14 protein-coding genes are annotated in these 19285 nt (G+C 72.0%); 4 read left to right on the top strand and 10 right to left on the bottom strand.

Features of this window, described 5'->3' with window-relative positions:
* Nucleotides 1-128: 128 nt before the first annotated feature.
* The 7 genes from ACZ63F_RS13990 to hrcA all read right to left on the bottom strand — a co-directional run bounded on the left by ACZ63F_RS13990 (nt 129) and on the right by hrcA (nt 8701).
* Nucleotides 129-3338, bottom strand: a complete 3210-nt coding sequence (locus ACZ63F_RS13990; RefSeq protein ID WP_469710860.1) for a S41 family peptidase — start codon at nt 3336-3338, stop codon at nt 129-131.
* Between the two features lie 46 nt (nt 3339-3384).
* On the bottom strand, nt 3385-3945 hold the full coding sequence (locus tag ACZ63F_RS13985; protein ID WP_469710857.1) for a hypothetical protein: 561 nt from the start codon (nt 3943-3945) through the stop codon (nt 3385-3387).
* Nucleotides 3946-4038: 93 nt separating this feature from the next.
* On the bottom strand, nt 4039-4431 hold the full coding sequence (locus ACZ63F_RS13980) for a VOC family protein (RefSeq protein ID WP_469710856.1): 393 nt from the start codon (nt 4429-4431) through the stop codon (nt 4039-4041).
* Nucleotides 4432-4462: 31 nt separating this feature from the next.
* Entirely contained in the window at nt 4463-5212 is a 750-nt protein-coding gene (locus tag ACZ63F_RS13975) for a 16S rRNA (uracil(1498)-N(3))-methyltransferase (RefSeq protein WP_469710854.1), read from the bottom strand.
* Nucleotides 5209-6303 (bottom strand): nitronate monooxygenase, encoded by a 1095-nt coding sequence (locus tag ACZ63F_RS13970; protein WP_469710853.1) that lies wholly within the window; start codon nt 6301-6303, stop codon nt 5209-5211. The genes ACZ63F_RS13975 and ACZ63F_RS13970 overlap by 4 nt, the downstream gene beginning before the upstream one ends.
* Before the next feature lie 244 nt (nt 6304-6547).
* Complete coding sequence (gene dnaJ / locus ACZ63F_RS13965; RefSeq protein ID WP_469710851.1) at nt 6548-7684, bottom strand: molecular chaperone DnaJ; 1137 nt, start codon at nt 7682-7684, stop codon at nt 6548-6550.
* Nucleotides 7685-8701, bottom strand: a complete 1017-nt coding sequence (gene hrcA / locus ACZ63F_RS13960; protein WP_293995574.1) for a heat-inducible transcriptional repressor HrcA — start codon at nt 8699-8701, stop codon at nt 7685-7687.
* Nucleotides 8702-8873: 172 nt separating this feature from the next.
* On the opposite strand from hrcA, the gene ACZ63F_RS13955 reads away from it, so the two are divergent.
* On the top strand, nt 8874-9596 hold the full coding sequence (locus tag ACZ63F_RS13955) for an MBL fold metallo-hydrolase (RefSeq protein WP_469710848.1): 723 nt from the start codon (nt 8874-8876) through the stop codon (nt 9594-9596).
* A gap of 34 nt (nt 9597-9630) precedes the next feature.
* Nucleotides 9631-10446, top strand: coding sequence for a DUF3097 domain-containing protein (locus tag ACZ63F_RS13950; protein ID WP_469710846.1), 816 nt, complete (start codon nt 9631-9633; stop codon nt 10444-10446).
* Here the strand turns inward: ACZ63F_RS13950 and ACZ63F_RS13945 are convergent.
* The 3 genes from ACZ63F_RS13945 to ACZ63F_RS13935 form a co-directional block, all read right to left on the bottom strand.
* A complete protein-coding gene (locus ACZ63F_RS13945; protein ID WP_469710844.1) occupies nt 10424-11002 on the bottom strand; it encodes a Uma2 family endonuclease in 579 nt (192 codons plus the stop codon). The two genes, ACZ63F_RS13950 and ACZ63F_RS13945, sit on opposite strands and share 23 nt — an antisense overlap.
* A gap of 99 nt (nt 11003-11101) precedes the next feature.
* The gene (hemW, locus tag ACZ63F_RS13940; RefSeq protein ID WP_469710842.1) at nt 11102-12334 is read right to left on the bottom strand and encodes a radical SAM family heme chaperone HemW; all 1233 of its coding nucleotides are present in this window, start codon (nt 12332-12334) and stop codon (nt 11102-11104) included.
* A 98-nt stretch (nt 12335-12432) separates the two neighbouring features.
* On the bottom strand, nt 12433-14496 hold the full coding sequence (locus tag ACZ63F_RS13935; RefSeq protein ID WP_469710840.1) for a SpoIIE family protein phosphatase: 2064 nt from the start codon (nt 14494-14496) through the stop codon (nt 12433-12435).
* Between the two features lie 102 nt (nt 14497-14598).
* Here ACZ63F_RS13935 and ACZ63F_RS13930 point away from each other — a divergent pair, with 102 nt between their 5' ends.
* Both ACZ63F_RS13930 and ACZ63F_RS13925 read left to right on the top strand, forming a co-directional pair.
* Nucleotides 14599-18717: a HAMP domain-containing protein gene (locus ACZ63F_RS13930; RefSeq protein ID WP_469710839.1), complete on the top strand. Its 4119-nt coding sequence runs from the start codon at nt 14599-14601 to the stop codon at nt 18715-18717.
* Nucleotides 18714-19274: a response regulator gene (locus tag ACZ63F_RS13925; RefSeq protein ID WP_469710837.1), complete on the top strand. Its 561-nt coding sequence runs from the start codon at nt 18714-18716 to the stop codon at nt 19272-19274. Before ACZ63F_RS13930 ends, ACZ63F_RS13925 begins: the two co-directional genes overlap by 4 nt.
* Nucleotides 19275-19285: the final 11 nt, after the last annotated feature.

Here is a 19285-nt window from a genome sequence, read left to right as displayed (position 1 = left end):
CCGGTGATCAGTTCCGGGGGCATCGTATCGTCGTCGGGTGCGGGTCCGGTGGGGGCTTGTCGCGCCCCGCGGCGGAGCCGCATATCAGATGCAGCCCCGCGCCCCCTGGCCGGACCCGGCGCCCCTTCTCAGTTCGGCAGCGCCGGCGGGATCTTCGCAGGAGCCGTCTCCAACGCCTCCAGGGCTATCCGTACCGCCTCGTCGAGCTGTGGGTCTCTCCCCGCCCCCCAGTCCTGCGGGGTCTGGACGACCTCCACGTCCGGGTCGACGCCGTGGTTCTCGACGCCCCAGCCGTAGCCCTCCAGCCAGAACGCGTACTTCGGCTGGGTGACCAGCGTGCCGTCGACGAGGCGGTAGCGGCTGTCGATGCCGATCACGCCGCCCCAGGTACGGGTGCCGACCACCGGGCCGATGCCCAGCGCCTTGATCGCCGCGTTGACGATGTCGCCGTCGGAGCCGGAGAACTCGTTGGCGACGACCACGACCGGTCCCCGGGGCGCGTCCCTCGGGTAGCTCTGCGGCTGCATTCCGCGCGGCAGGTCCCAGCCGACGATCCGCCGGGCCAGCTTCTCCACGACCAGCTGGGAGGTGTGCCCGCCGCGGTTCTCGCGGACGTCCACGACGATGCCCTCGCGGGCCATCTCCACGCTCAGGTCGCGGTGGATCTGGGCCCAGCCGGGCGCCTGCATGTCGGGGACGTGGAGGTAGCCGAGGCGGCCGCCGGACGCCGCGTGCACATGGGCCCGGCGGTCGGCGACCCAGGCGTGGTAGCGGAGCGGCTCCTCGTCGGCGACCGGTACGACGACCGGGTGCCGCAGGTCGCCGCCGCCCGCCGGGGACACGGTGAGCTCGATCGCCTTGCCGGCCGTGCCGACCAGGAGCGGGCCGGGGCCGGTCACCGGGTCGACGGGGCGGCCGGCGACCGCCACGATCGCGTCGCCGGGGCGGACCGCGGCGCCGGGTGCGGCGAGCGGGGAACGGGCGCCTGGGTCGGAGGTCTCGGCGGGCAGGATCCGGTCGATGCGCCAGCTGCCGTCGGCGTGCCGGGAGATGTCGGCACCGAGCAGGCCCTGCCGGGGGCCGCCGCCGTGGCCGCCGCGCGGGGTGACGTAGGCGTGCGAGGTGCCGAGTTCGCCCTGGACCTCCCAGAGCAGGTCGACGAGGTCGTCGTGGGTGGCGACCCGGTCGACGAGCGGGCGGTAGCGGTCCAGGACGCCGTTCCAGTCGACGCCGCCGAGGTCGGGCCGCCAGAACTGGTCGCGCATGATGCGGCCGGTCTCGTCGAACATCTGCCGCCACTCGGCGGCCGGGTCCACGGTCTGCCGGACCCGGGACAGGTCGACGGTGATGTTGGTGTCGCTGTCGTCGTCGTTCGAGGCGCGGCGGTCGCTGGGCACGACCTTGAGCTTGCCGTCGGCCCACAGCAGGACGCGTTTGCCGTCGCCGCTGACCTCGAAGTGGTCGGCGTCGGAGGCGAGGTACTCGATGCGCTGCTGGGCGAGGTCGTAGCGCTCCAGCTCGGTCTTGGGCGCCGGGTCCTCGGGGTGGGCGCGGGAGGCGCCGAGAACGCCGCGGACCGGGTGGCGCAGCCAGAGCACGCCGTCCTTGGCGGCGCGCAGCGTGGAGTAGCGGCCGGCCTCGACGGGGAAGGGCACGATCCGGTCGGCGAGGCCCTCCAGGTCGATCCGGGTGGCGGGGGTGCCCTCGGCGTCCGGGGTCTCCTCCTTGTCGGGGGTCTCGAAGGGGCGGCCGTGCCGCTGCGGGCCGAACGGCGAGGGGGTGGTGGCCGCGAGGGTGATCAGGTGCGGGCGGTCGCCGACCACGAAGGCCAGGTCGAAGACGTGCTCGTCGTAGACCGGGTCGAAGGAGCGGGTGGAGAGGAACGCGAGGTGCTTGCCGTCGCGGGTGAAGGCGGGGTCGTAGTCCCGGAACCGCAGCGGGGTGGCCTCGGTGACGGTGAGGTCGGTGGTGTGGGCGATGCGGAGCTGGCAGAGGCCGCCGGCGCCGGGGTGGGACCAGGCGAGCCAGCCGGAGTCGGGCGAGAAGGCGAGTCCGGAGACGTCGCCGTCCTCGCTGCGGTCGACCTCGCGGACCTCGCCGGTCTCGCGTTCGACGAGGAGCAGCCGGCCGTCGTGGGCGGCGACGGCGACCCGGCCGCCGTCGGGGGCGACGGCGAGGTCGAGGACCCGGCCGAGCTGTCCGGCGGCGATCCGGCGCGGTGTGGCGCCGGGCACGAGTCCGGTGGCGGGGGCGAACTCCAGGGCGTCGTCGCCCTCGGCGTCCGTCACCCACACCACCCATTCCTCGGCGTCCGCGCGGAAGGTGACGGGCAGCCGGGCCCGCACCCCGGGCCGGGCGGCGAGGGCACGCGCCGGACCGGAGCGGTGGGTCACCCAGTGCACGCCGCCGCGCACCAGGACGGCGCTGCCGCGCGCGGTGTGGTCGGGCGAGGCGGAGCTGAACCAGCGGGCCGCGTTGACCGGGTAGGGCTGCCGGTCGGTCCGGGAGCCGCCGAGCCGGATGTCCAGGCGGCGCGGTTCGGCGCCCTCCAGGTCGTCGAGGAGCCAGAGTTCACCGGCCGAGGCGTAGACGACGCGGGTGCCGTCGCCGGACGCGTGCCGGGCGTAGAAGCCGTCGAGAGGGGTGTGCCGGCGCAGGTCGGAGCCGTCGGCGAGGGAGGAGTACAGCGCGCCCGTGCCCTCGTGGTCGGAGAGGAACGCGATCCGGTCGCCGGACCACACGGGGTACTCCAGGTTCCCGTCCAGCTCCGCGTGCAGCCGTACGAACTCGCCTTCGCCCTCCCGGTCGATCCACAGCTTGCCCGCCGTACCGCCCCGGTACCGCTTCCACCAGGCCGCCTCCCGCCCCATCGGCGCGGACAGCAGCACGGTGTGCGGGCCGAAGGCGACGTGGCCGACCGGGCCGTACGGCAGGACGGTGGACGGACCGCCGTCGAGCGGCACGGCGTGGGCCCAGCTGCGCCGGAGGCTGGCCTGGCCGTGGGTGGAGATGGCGAGGACCTGCCCGTCGGCGGTCCAGCCGCGCACCTGGGTGCGGGAACTCCCCCAGTGGGTCAGGCGGGTGGACGGGCCGCCGTCGACGGGGGCGAGGTGGATCTCGGGGGCGCCGTCGCGGGTGGAGGTCCAGGCGACCGTGGTGCCGTCGGGCGAGATGCGGGGCAGCGTCACGGGGACGTTGTCGGCGCTGGCCCGCCAGGCCCGGCCGCCGTCCAGGGGCGCGAGCCACACGTCGTCCTCGGCGGTGAAGGCGACCAGGTCGCCGTGGACATGGGGAAATCGGAGGTAGGACCGCGGTCCTGTCGCTGCACCCTGAGTCACTCGCTCAGCCTATGCACCGCGGTGTGTTCCCGGTGGCCGATTTCGATCACTTTCCCTGCACCGGCCAGCACTTGGGGTCGCCCTGGCACCAGATCGTCTTCGTGACGGTCACGGTGGGGCCGGGCTGCTGCCCGTAGGTGGGCGGCCGGTAGGTGCTGTACACCGGCCCGGGTGTGGCGTCGCAGTCGCCCAGCCCGTTCACCCGGAACCATTCCCTGCCGCCGACCCTGGCGACGAGGTTGCCGCGCACGCAGGCGCCGCTGACGGCCTTGGTGACCCGGCCGGTGACGGTGATGTCCCGGCCGTCCTTGGTCCGGCCCCGGCAGTCGACGGAGACGACGGTGGTCGCGGTGGCCGACGGCGTCTTCGCGCTCTTCGAGGTCCCCGACGACCCGAAGTTGCCGGTGCAGGTGAGCCAGTCGACATCGACGTGCTGGCGTTTCAGTTCCGCGGTGGCGGTGCGGTCGGTGGTGTAGGCGACCGTCGCGGTGTTCAGGCCGCCCGGCTGACACGCCGCCGCACCGCCCACGGCGATCACCGCGAGCCCCGCCACGGCCGCCACCCTGGTCCCGCGTGGCCGGCCCCAAATCCGCCTCAATGCCCCCATGGAGGGCAGCTTCCCACCGTCCCGCCGGTGGCGGTAGGGGGCTTACGGCCACTCACGTGTTCGGAGAGGTCACCCGTGCCGGTGCGCTGCCCCTCAGGTCCGCAGCAGCAGCCACTCCTGGAGTTCCACCAGGTTCCCCTCGGGGTCCTTGAGGTGGGCGACCCGCATGCGTTCGGTCATCGGCTCGGGTCCGTGCACGAGGACCGCGCCCCGTGCGGTGATCTGCTCGCAGTAGCCGTCCAGGTCGTCGACGCGCAGCACCACCAGCGAGCGGTGCCCGGTCGCCGCCTCCCCCAGTTCGCCGAGTATCGCGGCCATCACCGCCCGGTCCTGCAGGGCGATCCCCACCGATCCGGCGTGCGGGCTGAACTTCTCGTACGGCCCTTCGCTGGCCCCCGACTGCGGCTTCAGCCCGAGCACCTCGGCGTAGAAGCGGTAGCAGGCGGCGAAGTCGGTGACCAGGAGCCGGACTTGGGCGAGTTCCACGGCTGTCCCCCCAGGGTGCGGTGCGGTCGGTTCAGGACCACCGGCCGGTGCGGCCGAGCAGCAGGGCCGCGGCCGCCGTCCCGGCGGTCGACGTGCGCATCACGGTAGGCCCCAGGGTGTACGTCTTCGCACCCGCCTCCTCGAACAGCGCGATCTCGTCCCGGGCGACGCCCCCTTCGGGCCCGACGACCAGCACGATCTCGCCCCCGGCGGGCAGTTCGGCCGCCGCGAGCGGCTCACTGCCGTGCTCGAAGTCGGAGTGCAGGACGGCGGCGAGGTCGGCCCCGGCCAGCAGTGCCGCGACCTGCTTGGTCGTCATCGCGTCGGTGACCTCGGGGAACCGCACCCGGCGGGACTGCTTGCCGGCCTCGCGGGCGGTGCCCCGCCACTTCGCCAGCGACTTGAGGCCCCGCTCGCCCTTCCACTGGGTGATGCAGCGGGCGGCCTGCCAGGGCACGATCCTGTCGACGCCGACCTCGGTCATGGTCTCCACGGCGACCTCGCCGCGGTCGCCCTTGGGGAGGGCCTGGACGACGGTGATGCGGGGCGCGGGCTCCGGCTCCCGGGAGACCGACGTCATGTGGACGACCAGCCGGTCCTTGCCCTCGGCGGCGAGCACCTCGCAGACCGCCCAGCGGCCGGCGCCGTCGGTGAGGACGACCTCCTCGCCGGGCTGCAGCCGCTTCACGGAGACCGCGTGCCGGCCCTCGGGCCCGTCGAGGACGAACTGTCCGGCGCCGCCCGCGGGAAAGTCCTCGACGACGAAGACGGGCGCGGTCATCGCCCGCCACCCTCTCCCCTGCGCTCCCCCTTGGTCGACAACGCTGTCGACGCGGCGGCGAGTTCCTCCGCGAGGGTCTCCACCAGCTGTCCGGCGGGCAGCTCGCGGGCCATCCGGTGGCCCTGCCCGGCCCACAGGGCCATGCCCTGCGCGTCCCCGGACCGGGCGGCGGCCTTGCGCAGCGGGGAGGTGAGGTGGTGGACCTCCGGGTAGGCGGCGGGCGCGTACGGGCCGTGCTCGCGCATGAACCGGTTGACCAGGCCGCGGGCGGGCCGTCCGGAGAACGCACGGGTCAGCGCGGTCCGCGTGAAGAGCGGGTCGGTGAGCGCCTGCTTGTGCAGGGCGGCGGCGCCGGACTCCGGGGTGGCGAGGAAGGCCGTCCCCAGCTGTGCCGCGCTCGCCCCCGCCGCCAGTACGGCCGCGATCTGGCCGCCGCGCATGATCCCGCCCGCGGCGACGACCGGGATCCGGACGGTCTCGCGCACCTGGGCGACCAGCGACAGCAGCCCGATCCCGGACCCGTCGTTCTCCGCGACGTCCCGGTGGGTGCCCTGATGTCCTCCCGCCTCCACGCCCTGGGCGATCACCGCGTCCGCCCCGGCCCGCTCGGCGGCGAGGGCCTCCTCGGCGGTGGTGGCGGTGACGAGGGTGAGCGTCCCGGCCCGCCGCAGGGAGTCCAGCACCCCCGGCGCCGGCACGCCGAAGTGGAAGGAGACGGCGGCCACCGGGTTGTCGAGCAGCACGGCCAGCTTGGCCTCGTACCCGTCGTCCCGGCCGCTGTCCGGGTCGCCGAGCTCGGTCTCGTACCAGGCGGCCTCACCGGCCAGCTGATGCGCGTAGACCTCCACGGCCCCGGACTCGGCGTACTCGGGCTGGGGCATGAACACGTTCACACCGAAGGGACGGCCGGTCAGCCCCCGCAGCTGCTTGATCTCCTGGTACATCCCGTCGGCGGTCTTGTACCCGGCGGCGAGGAACCCCAGCCCGCCCGCCTCGGACACGGCGGCGGCGAGCTGCGGGACGGAGACCCCGCCCGCCATGGGGGCCTGCACGATCGGAAGAGGGAAGAGATCGGTCAGTGCGGAGGACATGACGGCATGTTGTCACGTCCTCCGAACAAGACCGAATCGGGCCGCCCCTTTGGCACATGCCAGAAACCACACCTCACAAGGGACCGAGCCGACCGGGCAACCACGCCTCCCGGCGGACCGAGCCGGGGGCGAGCGCACTTCTGAGCGAACCGAGTCGGCTGGTGGGTGGGCATGGGTCTGCGGGGGGCCAGGGAGCGGAGCCCCCTGGCGGGGCCGAAGGGGCGGAGCCCCTTCACGGCACCCGTCAACGCCCGTTGAACGCGTCCTTCAGCCGGCTGAACAGCCCCTGCTGGCCGGGCTGGAACTGCCCCTGCGGCCGCTCCTCCCCGCGCAGCTTCGCCAGCTCCCGCAGCAACCGCTCCTGCTCAGGGTCCAGCTTCGTCGGCGTCGTCACCTCGACGTGCACGATCAGGTCACCCCGGCCGCCGCCCCGCAGATGCGTGACCCCCCGCCCGTGCAGCGGAATCGACTGCCCGGACTGCGTGCCCGGCCGGATGTCGACCTCCTCCATCCCGTCCAGCGTCTCCAGCGGCACCTTCGTACCGAGGGAAGCCGCCGTCATCGGGATGGTCACCGTGCAGTGCAGGTCGTCGCCGCGCCGCTGGAACGTCGAGTGCGGCAGCTCGTGGATCTCGACGTACAGGTCACCGGCCGGACCGCCGCCCGGCCCCACCTCGCCCTCACCGGCGAGCTGGATCCGCGTGCCGTTGTCGACACCGGCCGGGATCTTCACGGTCAGCGTCCGCCGCGACCGCACCCGCCCGTCGCCCGCGCACTCGGGGCACGGCGTCGGCACGACGGTCCCGAACCCCTGGCACTGCGGGCAGGGCCGCGAGGTCATGACCTGGCCGAGGAAGGACCGCGTCACCTGCGAGACCTCACCACGGCCCCGGCACATGTCACACGTCTGGGCGGAGGTGCCCGGCGCCGCGCCCTCACCGTTGCAGGTGTTGCAGACGATCGCCGTGTCGACCTGGATGTCCTTGGTCGTGCCGAAGGCCGCCTCGTCGAGCTCGACCTCGATCCGGATCATCGCGTCCTGGCCGCGCCGGGTGCGCGACCGCGGACCGCGCTGGGACGCCGTACCGAAGAACGCGTCCATGATGTCGGAGAAGTTCCCGAACCCGCCGGCCCCGAAGCCGCCCGCGCCCCCGCCGCCGCTCTGCGAGAGCGGATCGCCGCCGAGGTCGTAGACCTGCTTCTTCTGCGGGTCGGAGAGCACCTCGTAGGCGGCGTTGATCTCCTTGAACCGCTCCTGGGTCTTCGGGTCCGGGTTGACGTCCGGGTGCAGCTCGCGCGCGAGCCGACGGAAGGCCTTCTTGATCTCTTCCTGCGACGCGTCGCGGCGCACGCCGAGAACGGCGTAGTAGTCCGTGGCCACTTACGACTCCGCCAGGATCTGTCCGACGTACCGTGCCACCGCTCGTACCGCTCCCATCGTTCCCGGGTAATCCATGCGGGTCGGTCCGACCACGCCGAGTTTGGCGACTGCCTCGCCGCCCGAACCGTAGCCGACCGACACCACTGACGTGGAGTTGAGTCCCTCGTAGGCGTTCTCGTGACCGATGCGTACGGTCATGCCCGAATCCCCCGCCTCGCCCATGAGCTTGAGGAGGACGACGTGCTCCTCCAGGGCCTCCAGGACGGGCCGGATCGTGAGGGGAAAGTCATGTCCGAAGCGGGTGAGATTGGCGGTGCCGCCGATCATCAGCCGCTCCTCGTTCTCCTCGACGAGCGTCTCCAGCAGGGTGGAGAGCACCGCCGAGACCGTGCCGCGGTCCTCGGCCTCGAAGGCTTCCGGCAGGTCCTCCACCAGCCGGGGCACGTCCGAGAACCGGCGTCCCGCGACCCGGCTGTTCAGCCGCGCCCGCAGATCCGCCAGGGACGTTTCGCCGAAGGGCGCCGGGCAGTCGACCATCCGCTGCTCGACCCGTCCGGTGTCGGTGATCAGCACCAGCATCAGCCGGGCCGGTGCGAGGGAGAGCAGTTCCACGTGCCGCACGGTCGACCGCGTCAGCGACGGGTACTGCACGACCGCCACCTGCCGGGTCAGCTGGGCCAGCAGCCGCACGGTCCGCGCCACCACGTCGTCGAGGTCGACGGCGCCGTCGAGGAAGTTCTGGATGGCCCGCCGCTCGGGCGCGCTCATCGGCTTGACACCGGCCAGCTTGTCGACGAACAGCCGGTACCCCTTGTCGGTGGGGATCCGCCCCGCGCTGGTGTGCGGCTGGGCGATGAACCCCTCGTCCTCCAGGGCGGCCATGTCGTTGCGCACGGTCGCCGGGGAGACCCCGAGGTTGTGCCGTTCGGTCAGCGCCTTCGAACCGACCGGCTCCTCGGTGCCGACGTAGTCCTGGACGATGGCGCGCAATACCTGAAGCCTGCGTTCACTCAGCATCCGGCGCCACACCTCCAGAAAGTCGTCCCCGCGGCCTTTCGGTCCCTTCGGGCCTTTCGTCTGGCACTCTGCGAACGCGAGTGCCAGCATCCCCGGCCCAGTGTACGGCCGTGGGGCACCGACTGGGCAAGGCCGGTCAGGACCCATGGCGTTCTACGGCTAGCGTCGCGGCATGACGGTGACTTGGGAAGAGCTGGGCTGGGAGCGGGTGGCCGAGGGCGTCGGCCGGTGCCGGCTGCCGGGCTGGGACTGCACGGCGGGTCTGGTCCTGGGCGCGGGCACGGCCCTGATGGTGGACGCCGGGTCGAGCCTGGCGGAGGGCGCGCGGTTGCGTACGGAGGCGCAGGCGCTGGCCGACCGCCGTGTGACCCATCTCGCGCTCACCCATCCGCACTTCGACCATGTCTTCGGCGCGGCCGCCTTCGCGGGCGCGGCCCTGTACGCGGCGGTGGGCGCCGAGGGCGTCCTCGGGTACGGCCGCGAGGAGCTCCGCCTGGACGCGATCCGCAACGGCCTGCCGGCCGGGGAGGCCGAGGAGGCGGCCGACGCCCTCCCGCTCCCCCGCCATCTGGTGTCCGGCGAGTGGACCTTCGACCTGGGCGACGGCCGCCAGGCCCTGCTGGCGAACGTGGGTCCCGGCCACACCCCCCACGACCTCGCCGTCCTGGTCCCCGGCGACCCGGAGGTGGTGTTCTGCGGCGACCTGGTGGAGGAGTCCGGCGATCCGCAGGCCGGCCCCGACGCCGTACCGTCGCGGTGGCCCGCCGCCCTCGACCGCCTCCTCTCCCTGGGCGGCGACCGCGCCCTGTACGTGCCCGGTCACGGAGCGGTGGTGGACGCGGCGTTCGTACGGGCCCAGCGCGACGCCCTGGCGGCCCGTTTCGGCGTGTCGTAGGCGTGCCGGTCCGGCTTCTCCTATCGTCATCCGAATGCGCCAGTACTCCGCCGACCTGACACCGCCGTGGAAGAAGCCGAAGCCGGTGCCCGAGGTGGCCGCCGAAGCCGGTCTGGTGGTCGAGGAGCCGGGGACGGGTTTCTGCGGCGCGGTGATCCGCTGCGAGGCGGGCACGGTCACCCTGGAGGACCGCTTCGGCAAGCACCGCGTCTTCCCGCTGGAGCCGCGCGGCTTCCTCCTGGAGGGGCGGGTCGTCACCCTCGTGCGCCCCACGTCCGGGGGACCCGTACGCCCCTCCCGTACCGCCTCCGGCTCGGTCGCCGTCCCCGGCGCACGCGCGCGTGTCGCCCGCGCCGGCCGCATCTACGTGGAGGGCCGCCACGACGCGGAACTGGTCGAGAAGGTCTGGGGCGACGACCTGCGCATCGAGGGCGTGGTCGTGGAGTACCTGGAGGGCGTCGACGACCTCCCCGCCATCGTCGCCGAGTTCGCCCCCGGCCCGGACGCCCGTCTCGGCGTCCTCGTCGACCACCTGCTCCCCGGCACCAAGGAGTGGCGCATCGCGCAGTCGGTCACCAGCGACCACGCCCTGGTCGTCGGCCACCCGTACATCGACATCTGGGAGGCGGTGAAACCGTCGTCCCTGGGCATCGAGGCGTGGCCGCGAGTCCCGCACGGCCAGGACTGGAAGACGGGCGTCTGCCGAGCGCTGGGCTGGCCGTCGGACAACACGGGCGCGGTATGGCAGGCGATCCTCGCGCGCGTGGGCTCCTACAAGGACCTGGAGCCGGAGTTGCTGGGGCGGGTGGAGGAGCTGATCGACTTCGTCACGGGTAGCGGTGGGGCCTGACGTTCTCGTAGGTACCGAACTCGGTGGTGTCCAGTTCCAGTCCCAGATCCTCCAGCGGCAGCGGCGCCCCGAACTTGGTGATCTGCTGCCTCTGGTAGTCGGCGTTCTCCCCCTTCCCGACGGGCTTCGTCAGCAGGACGCACTGCGCCATGATCGGGTCCACGATGAGATAAGCGGGCACCTCGCCAGCGGCGTAGATGGACCGCTTGACTTCGTAGTCCCGCTGGACGCTGGTCCTGGAGACCACCTCGACCACCATTGTCACCAACTGAGACGGCAGTAGACGGCCCGATTCCGGGGCCACACCGCGTACCAGAACCACCAAGTCCGGAATGGGCTCGCTGCTCTCATCGATGATGTCCACATCCGTCACCTGAAGCCGTTCCCAGCCCTTGCGCGGGATCTGGTCCACCACGTCCGCCACAATCCGGTTGTGCACCAGATCGGGAGTGGCCATCATCACGATTTCCCCCCGGAGAAGCTCCGCCTTGATGCCCTCGGGAGGCTCGAACTCCTCGAAGAACTTGGCGATCCCACGCTCGTCCACAGCGGTCATCTCCGTGGCCTCCACATCCGCCGCGTACTTTTAGCGGCAGCCTACGAACCAGGTTAGGGACCGAACCCGCGTTCCGGGCCGATTCACTCGCCGGAGTGATCAGTCCACCAGATCCCGCACCACCGCATCCGCCAGCAACCGCCCCCGCAACGTCAGCACGGCCCGCCCCTCCTCGTACGGACCGGCCTCCAGCAGCCCCTCCCCCAGCGCCCGCCGCGAAGCCGCCAGTCCCTCCTCCTTCAGCAGCGCCAGCGGCACCCCCTCCCGCAGCCGCAGCTCCAGCAGGATCCGCTCCACCCGCCGGTCCTCGTCCGTCAGGACCTCCCGCCCGGCCCCCGGCGACCGCCCGGACGCCAGCGCCGCCGCGTACGCCCCCGGGTGCTTCACGTTCCACCACCGCACGCCCCCCACGTGCGAGTGCGCCCCCGGTCCGGCGCCCCACCAGTCGGCGCCCCGCCAGTACAGCTCGTTGTGCAGGCAGCGGCCCGCCTGGGAGGTGGCCCAGTTGGACACCTCGTACCAGTCGAAGCCCGCGCCCGCCAGCACGGAGTCGGCGATCAGGTACCGGTCGGCGTGGACGTCGTCGTCGGTCATCGGGACCTCGCCGCGGCGGATCCGGCGGGCCAGCTGGGTGCCCTCCTCGACGATCAGCGCGTACGCCGACACGTGGTCGGGCCCGGCACCGATCGCCGCGTCCAGGGAGGCCCGCCAGTCGTCGTCGGACTCGCCCGGCGTGCCGTAGATCAGGTCGAGGTTGACGTGCTCGAAGCCGGCCGCGCGGGCCTCCGCGACGCACGCCTCGGGGCGGCCGGGGGTGTGGGTGCGGTCCAGGACCCGCAGCACGTGCTGCCGTGCGCTCTGCATGCCGAAGGAGATCCGGTTGAAGCCGCCCTCGCGCAGGGCCGCCAGGTAGGCCGGGTCGACGGACTCCGGGTTCGCCTCGGTCGTGACCTCCGCGTCGGCGGCGAGCCCGAACTCGTCGCGGATCGCGCCCAGCATCCGTACGAGATCGGCGGCGGCCAGCAGCGTGGGCGTACCGCCCCCGACGAACACGGTCCGCACCTCGCGCGGATCGTCGCCGAGGACCTTCCGCGCCAGCCTGACCTCGTCGACCAGGGTGTCCGCGTAGTTGTCGCGGGAGGCCAGCACACCGCCGGTACCGCGCAGCTCGGTCGCCGTGTACGTGTTGAAGTCGCAGTAGCCACAGCGGGTCGCGCAGTAGGGGACGTGCAGGTAGAACCCGAGGGGGCGGGCGGCGGCACCGGCGAGCGCGGACGCGGGGAGCGCGCCGTCGTCGGGGACGGGCTCGCCGTCGGGGAGTGCGGAAGGCATGTCCCCCATTGTCCCGTACCGGCTCCCGTCCCGATTTCTCGTACGGTCTCGGTCGCTTTTCCTGTACGGTCTCGGTCGCTTTTCCTGTACGGCCTCGGTCACTCCGCCTGCAGGACGAGCAGCGCCAGGTCGTCCTCCGGCTGCCCGCCGCCGAACTCGTGGACGAGCCGCCTGATGCGCTCGGCGATCAGGTCGGCGTTCAGCCCCGCGCAGCCGGCCAGCGCCCGCGCGAGCCCGTCGCCGTCGTCGAACTGGCGGCTGCCGGAGCGCCGCTCGGTGACCCCGTCGGTCACGCACAGCAGGCTGTCGCCGGGCGCCAGCTCGATGGTCTCGCTGGTGTAGGTCTCGTCCTCGACGACCCCTAGCAGCGTCTGCGGGCGGGCGGCGGTGCTGACCTCGCCGTCGGGGCCGAGGCGCAGCGGCAGCGGGTGCCCGGCGGAGGCGAGGGTGCAGCGGACGCCGCCGCCGTCGAGGGGGGTGAGCTCGCCGTAGAGGAGGGAGAGGAACCGGGTCTGCGGGCCGTCGCCGGGCGGCAGGGCGCGGCCGCCTGCCGCGACCAGGGCGCGGGCGGCGGCGTCGGCGGCCTCGGTGGCGTCGTCGAGGAGGAGCTGGTTGAGGCGGTCGAGGACGTCGGCGACCCGGTAGCCCTCGCGGGCCAGGAGCCGCAGCCAGGGCCGGGCGAGGCCGATGACGACGGCGGCCTCGGGCCCCTTGCCCTGGACGTCGCCCACGGCGAAGCACCAGCGGCCGTCGCCGGCCGGGAAGAGGTCGTAGAAGTCGCCGCTGGGGCCGCCCTTGTCGCAGGGTTCGTAGACCAGCGCGCTGCGCACGCCCGGGATCTCGGCGACCGCGCCGGGCAGCAGCCCGCGCTGCAGGACGGCGCTGATGGTGGCCTGGCGGGCGTACTGGCGGGCCGCGCCGATGGCGAGGGCGACGCGGCGGCCGAAGTCCTCCACGAGACCGGTGATCTCGTCGGGGATGCCGTCCGGACCGGAGCGTCCGATGACGAGCGTGCCGAGCGGGCGGCCGCCCGCGATGAGCCGGTAGGCGAGCGCCGAGCCGTGCGTGCCCTGCGGGCCGAGCGCCGCGCCGGGCCAGGGGTACGGCTCGGGCCCGGACCGTAAGCCGCCCTGCGCACCCGGCGGGTCCTTCTCCAGAGCGCCGCGCAGTTCCTCGATGCGGTTCTCGCTGCCGTGCCAGACCCGGGCCAGCCGCGGGCCGCCCGCCCCGCCGGCCTCGCCCCAGCCGCCACGTACGGTCGCCTCGTCCTCCAGCCACACGGCGCACCAGTCGGCGAGCCGGGGCACGATCAGCTGGCCGGTGAGCGCCGCCACCAGGTTCTCGTCGAGCTGGCCTGCGAGCAGGTCGGAGGCCTCGGCGAGGAAGGACAGGGCGCCCCGGTTGAGCCAGTCCCGGTCCCGCTCGGGGCGGTGCGAGCAGTCACCGCGCTCTCCGCGCTCTCCACGCTCTCCGCCCTCCGCAGCGGCCCCGCGCGCGTGCGCGTGCGCGGGTGCGGGCTGGGACTGGGACTGGGGCTGGGGCGGCTCGGGGGCGAGGATCTCGGCGACCTTCAGCTGCCGCTCGTCGGGGAGCGTGCCGCCGCGGCCGGTCAGCCGCGCCCACACCGACTTGGCGCCGGTGCGGTACGTCACCCCCCAGGACTCGGCGAGCGAGGCGACCAGACGGAGCCCACGCCCGAACTCCGGTGTCTCGTACGGCGTCTCGGCCGGGTGGTCGCGGGGCGCGCGGGAGGGATGGTGGTCGGTGACCTCGACGACGAACGCAGTCTCCTCCCGCTCCTCCAGCCACCAGTCGACCTCGACGTCCGTACCGGCGTGCACGACGGCGTTGGTGACGAGTTCGCTGACGACGACCATGGCGTCCTCGGCGACCCGCTGCTGCTCCGGGCGCAGCAGCCCGCACTCCGTCCACTCGTCGAAGGAGGCGCGCACCAGAGCACGGGCGGAACCGGGCGCGAGAGGGCTGCCGGGCAGGGACGCGCGCCCCTGCGCACGCGGGCCCGCGGTGTCGTGCGCGGGAGCGTTGTGGTGCGCGGGAGGGTTGTCGTGCGCGGGAGGGTTGCCGTGCGCCGGCGCCGCGTCGTGCGCAGGCGCCTCACGGACCCGGGAGACGGTCTCCCGTTGCGTGGGTATGGCCCCCATGTCCAGCTCCCCGAGCAGTTCGGACGAATACATCCCGATCGATGCGGACAGAGTGACAGACTGACTGCGCCCATAAGCACCGAGTTACCGAAGTGGGCCGCCATGAGTGAGAACAGTGCTACGCGTCTGCTCGAAGACGGACAGAAACCGGAACAACTCCGAGCATCCGCGCTGCGCCCTCTGCTCGCCGCGATGACCGCCGCCCGCGACGGCGACTTCGCGAAAGTCCCGGAGACCGGGACCGACGGGACCGCCGGGGAGGGGATCGTCGCCGAACTCACCGCGGTCTTCAACCAGATCATGGACCGCGGAATTCACTTCAACACCGACCTGCGGCGCGTGAAACGGGAGCTGGTGCGCCACGGCCGGCTGGACGAACGGCTGTCGGCGAGCCCCGGCCAGGGCGCCTGGACGTCACGCGTCAACGACGTCAACCAGGTCCTCGACGCCCTCGTCGCGCCGGCGGCGAACGCCACGCGCGTGCTGGACGCGGTGGCCGGCGGCGACCTGACCCAGCGGGTCGATCTGCACGACGGAAGCCGGCAGCTCCGCGGCGACCTGCGCCGGCTCGCCCGCGCGGTGAACACGATGGTCGACCAGCTGTCCCTGTTCACCGGCGAGGTGACCCGGGTCGCGCGTGAGGTCGGCACCGAGGGGCGGCTCGGCGGCCGGGCCAAGGTGCAGGGACTGTCCGGCAGCTGGCGGGACGTCACCGAGGCCGTCAACACCATGGCGTCCCGGCTGACCGCGCAGGTCCGTGACATCGCCCTGGTGACGACGGCGGTGGCGCGCGGCGACCTGACGCGCACGGTGACCGTCGAGGCCACAGGCGAGCTGCTGGAGCTGAAGCTCACCGTGAACACCATGGTCGACCAGCTGTCCGCGTTCGCCGACGAGGTCACCCGCGTCGCCCGCGAGGTCGGCACGGAGGGCCGGCTGGGCGGCCGCGCCCAGGTACGGGGTGTGTCGGGCGTGTGGAAGGACCTCACGGACAACGTCAACTTCATGGCGTCGAACCTGACCTCCCAGGTCCGCAACATCGCGCAGGTGACGACGGCCGTCGCCAACGGCGACCTCTCGCAGAAGATCATGGTCGACGCGCAGGGCGAGATCCTCGAACTGAAGTCGACGATCAACACGATGGTCGACCAGCTCTCCGCGTTCGCCGACGAAGTCACCCGCGTCGCCCGCGAAGTCGGCACCGAAGGAAACCTCGGCGGCCGGGCGCACGTCAGAGGCGTGTCCGGGGTCTGGAAGGACCTCACCGACAACGTCAACTTCATGGCCGACAACCTGACGTCCCAGGTCCGCAACATCGCCCTCGTCTCCACGGCCGTCGCCCAGGGCGATCTCGGCAAGAAGATCACGGTGGAGGCGAAAGGCGAGATCCTCGAACTGAAATCAACCATCAACACGATGGTCGACCAGCTCTCCGCCTTCGCCGACGAAGTCACCCGCGTCGCCCGCGAAGTCGGCACCGAAGGAAACCTCGGCGGTCAGGCGCAGGTCAGAGGCGTCTCGGGAGTCTGGAAAGAACTCACCGACAACGTGAACTTCATGGCCCTGAACCTGACCTCCCAGGTCCGCAACATCGCCCAGGTGACGACGGCCGTCGCCAACGGCGACCTCTCCAAGAAGATCACCGTCGACGCACGCGGCGAGATCCTCGAACTCAAGGACACCGTCAACACGATGGTGGAACAACTGCGGGCCTTCGCCGACGAGGTCACCCGCGTCGCGCGCGAGGTCGGCACCGACGGCCGGCTCGGCGGCCGCGCCCAGGTGCTCGGCGTCTCCGGCGTCTGGCGCGACCTGACCGACAACGTCAACTACATGGCCGACAACCTCACCTCGCAGGTCCGCAACATCGCCCAGGTCGCGACGGCCGTCGCCCAGGGCGACCTGTCACGCAAGATCGACGTGGACGCACGCGGCGAGATCCTCGAACTGAAGACCACCATCAACACCATGGTCGACACCCTGTCCTCGTTCTCCTCCGAGGTGACCCGGGTGGCCCGCGAGGTGGGCTCCGACGGCCGCCTGGGCGGCCAGGCCCGCGTGGAGGGCGTGTACGGCACCTGGAAGCGCCTGACGACCAACGTGAACGAACTCGCGCTCAACCTCACCACCCAGGTCCGCGCGATCGCCGAGGTCGCCTCCGCCGTGGCACAGGGCGACATGTCCCGCTCGATCACCGTCGAGACCCGCGGCGAGGTCGCCGAACTCAAGGACAACATCAACCTGATGGTGGCCAACCTGCGCGAGACGACCCGCGCGAAGGACTGGCTGGAGTCCAACCTGGCCCGCCTCGCCGCCCTCATGCAGGGCCACCGGGACCTGATGGAGGTCGCCGACCTCATCCTGCGCGAACTGACCCCGCTGGTGAACGCCCAGTACGGCGCGTTCTTCCTGGCCGACCCCGACGAGGACGGCGCCGCCGTACGCACCGCCGTACCGCCCAAGGGCCTCGCGTTCATCGCCGGCTACGGCTCCGCACAGGGCGCGACGGTCGAGACCGGCGGTCTCCCGGTGCACGGCCTGGTGCGCCAGGCGGCCCGCGAGAAGAAGCGGATCCTCGTCGAGGAGACCCCACCGGACTACATCAAGATCAACAGTGGTCTCGGCGAAGCCGCGCCCACCACGATCGTCATCATCCCGATCCTCTTCGAGGACAAACTCCTCGGCATCATCGAACTGGCCTCCTTCTCCCGCTTCTCCGACGTCCACCTCGCGTTCTTCGACCAGTTCGTCAACACCATCGGCGTGGCGATCAACACGATCATCGCCAACTCCCGCACCGAGTCCCTGCTCGGCGAGTCCCAGCGGCTGGCGATGCAGCTCCAGGAACGTTCGGACGAACTTCAGAAACAACAGGCGGAACTACAGCGCTCCAACGCGGAACTGGAGGAGAAAGCCGCCCTCCTGGCGACCTCTTCCCAGTACAAGTCGGAGTTCCTGGCGAACATGTCCCACGAACTGCGCACTCCGCTGAACTCCCTGCTGATCCTGGCCCGGCTGCTGTCCGACAACCCGGACGGCCGACTCTCCGACCAGGAGGTCCAGTTCGCGACGACGATCCACCGCTCCGGCTCGGACCTGCTCCAGCTCATCAACGACATCCTGGACCTGTCGAAGATCGAGGCCGGCCGGATGGACGTCCGCCCCAAACGCCTCCCCCTGATCAAACTCCTCGACTACGTCCACGCGACCTTTCGCCCGCTGACCCTGGACCGGGGCCTGGCCTTCGAGGTGACCGTCGGCGACGACGTGCCGCGCGAGATGTACTCCGACGAACAACGCCTCCAGCAGATCCTGCGCAACCTGCTCTCCAACGCGATCAAGTTCACCGCCAAGGGCCGCGTGGAACTGCGGGTGCGCCGGGTGAAGGACCCCGAGCGCCACTACGTCCACGACAGCGACGAGGTGATCGCCTTCCAGGTGTCGGACACCGGCATCGGCATCGCCGCCGAGAAACTCCCGGTCATCTTCGAGGCGTTCCAGCAGGCCGACGGCACCACGAACCGCAAGTACGGCGGCACCGGCCTCGGCCTCTCCATCAGCCGGGAGATCGCCGGCCTGCTGGGCGGCCGGATCGTCGCAGAGAGCGAACCGGGCACGGGCTCGACGTTCACCCTGTACGTCCCGGTCGTCAGCCCCGGCCACACGGCGCCCGGACCGACCCCGCAGAACCACACCGCGCCCGCCCTCGGCCCGACGCCGGCCGCCGCCGACCCCGACGACTCCTGGCCGGCCCCGACCCGGCTGGAGGCATGGCAGACGGGGCGCGCGGGCCGTGTACTCCCCGGCCGCCGCGTCCTGATCATCGACGACGACATCCGCAACGTCTTCGCCCTCACCCACGTCCTCGGCCGCGTCGGCATGCCGGTGCTGTACGCGGAGAACGGCCGGGAAGGCATCGAGACCCTGGAACGCAACCCGGACGTCGAACTCGTCCTGATGGACATCATGATGCCCGAGATGGACGGCCACGAGACCATCGCGGCCATCCGCCGCGCCCCCCGCTGGACCGGCCTGCCGATCGTCGCCCTCACGGCGAAGGCGATGCCGGGCGACCGGGAGAAGTCCATCGCCCGCGGCGCCAACGACTACGTACCCAAACCGGTGGACGTCGACAGGCTGCTCACCGTCGTCTGCGCACTCCTGGACCCCGACAGCACACAGGACGGCGAGACCGCCGACGACGAACGGACGGAGCCATGACCCCTGACGAGCGTGCCGGCATCCTCCTGGTCGACGACATGGAGGACAACCTGATCGCCCTGGAGGCCGTTCTCGCGTCGCTGAACGAGCCGATCGTAAGGGCCCGCTCCGGCGAGGAGGCGATGAAGGCCCTGCTCCGCCGCCGCTTCGCCGTCGTCCTCCTCGACATCCGCATGCCCGGCATGGACGGCTTCGAGACGGCCGCGAACATCAAACGCCTCGACCAGACGAAAGACGTCCCGATCATCTTCCTGACCGGAGCGGACGAGGACGCGGGGTACACGTTCCGCGGCTACGCCACGGGCGCGGCGGACTATCTCACGAAGCCGTTCGACCCGTGGGTGCTGCGGGCGAAGGTCAACGTGTTCCTGGAACTGCACCGGAAGAACCAGCAACTGCAGGTGCTGCTGGCGCGCGAACAGGCTGATTTCGGCGAGCTGGGCAAGCGGTTGGCTGCCATCGAGGACCGCTTGTCCGAGGAACCCGTCGATGTGGCAACGCTGAGGAAGGAGACCAGGGAGCTACGGCAACTGCTGAACAGAGCCGGGGCGAACTGACGTGAAGGGGC

The organism is Streptomyces sp. NPDC104761, from assembly GCF_055583445.1.
The sequence above is the reverse complement of the archived record's forward strand: the minus strand, read 5'-3'. Positions and strand labels throughout refer to the sequence as shown.

Bases quoted from the DNA above. Each gene is read 5' to 3' on its own strand.
- ACZ63F_RS13930 (WP_469710839.1), top strand. From the start codon at position 14,599: ATGAGTGAGAACAGTGCTACGCGTCTGCTCGAAGACGGACAGAAACCG.
- ACZ63F_RS13985 (WP_469710857.1), bottom strand. From the start codon at position 3,945: ATGGGGGCATTGAGGCGGATTTGGGGCCGGCCACGCGGGACCAGGGTG.
- ACZ63F_RS13935 (WP_469710840.1), bottom strand. From the start codon at position 14,496: ATGGGGGCCATACCCACGCAACGGGAGACCGTCTCCCGGGTCCGTGAG.
- ACZ63F_RS13945 (WP_469710844.1), bottom strand. From the start codon at position 11,002: ATGACCGCTGTGGACGAGCGTGGGATCGCCAAGTTCTTCGAGGAGTTC.
- ACZ63F_RS13955 (WP_469710848.1), top strand. From the start codon at position 8,874: ATGACGGTGACTTGGGAAGAGCTGGGCTGGGAGCGGGTGGCCGAGGGC.
- hemW (WP_469710842.1), bottom strand. From the start codon at position 12,334: ATGCCTTCCGCACTCCCCGACGGCGAGCCCGTCCCCGACGACGGCGCG.
- ACZ63F_RS13950 (WP_469710846.1), top strand. From the start codon at position 9,631: ATGCGCCAGTACTCCGCCGACCTGACACCGCCGTGGAAGAAGCCGAAG.
- hrcA (WP_293995574.1), bottom strand. From the start codon at position 8,701: ATGCTGAGTGAACGCAGGCTTCAGGTATTGCGCGCCATCGTCCAGGAC.
- ACZ63F_RS13970 (WP_469710853.1), bottom strand. From the start codon at position 6,303: ATGTCCTCCGCACTGACCGATCTCTTCCCTCTTCCGATCGTGCAGGCC.
- ACZ63F_RS13925 (WP_469710837.1), top strand. From the start codon at position 18,714: ATGACCCCTGACGAGCGTGCCGGCATCCTCCTGGTCGACGACATGGAG.
- ACZ63F_RS13975 (WP_469710854.1), bottom strand. From the start codon at position 5,212: ATGACCGCGCCCGTCTTCGTCGTCGAGGACTTTCCCGCGGGCGGCGCC.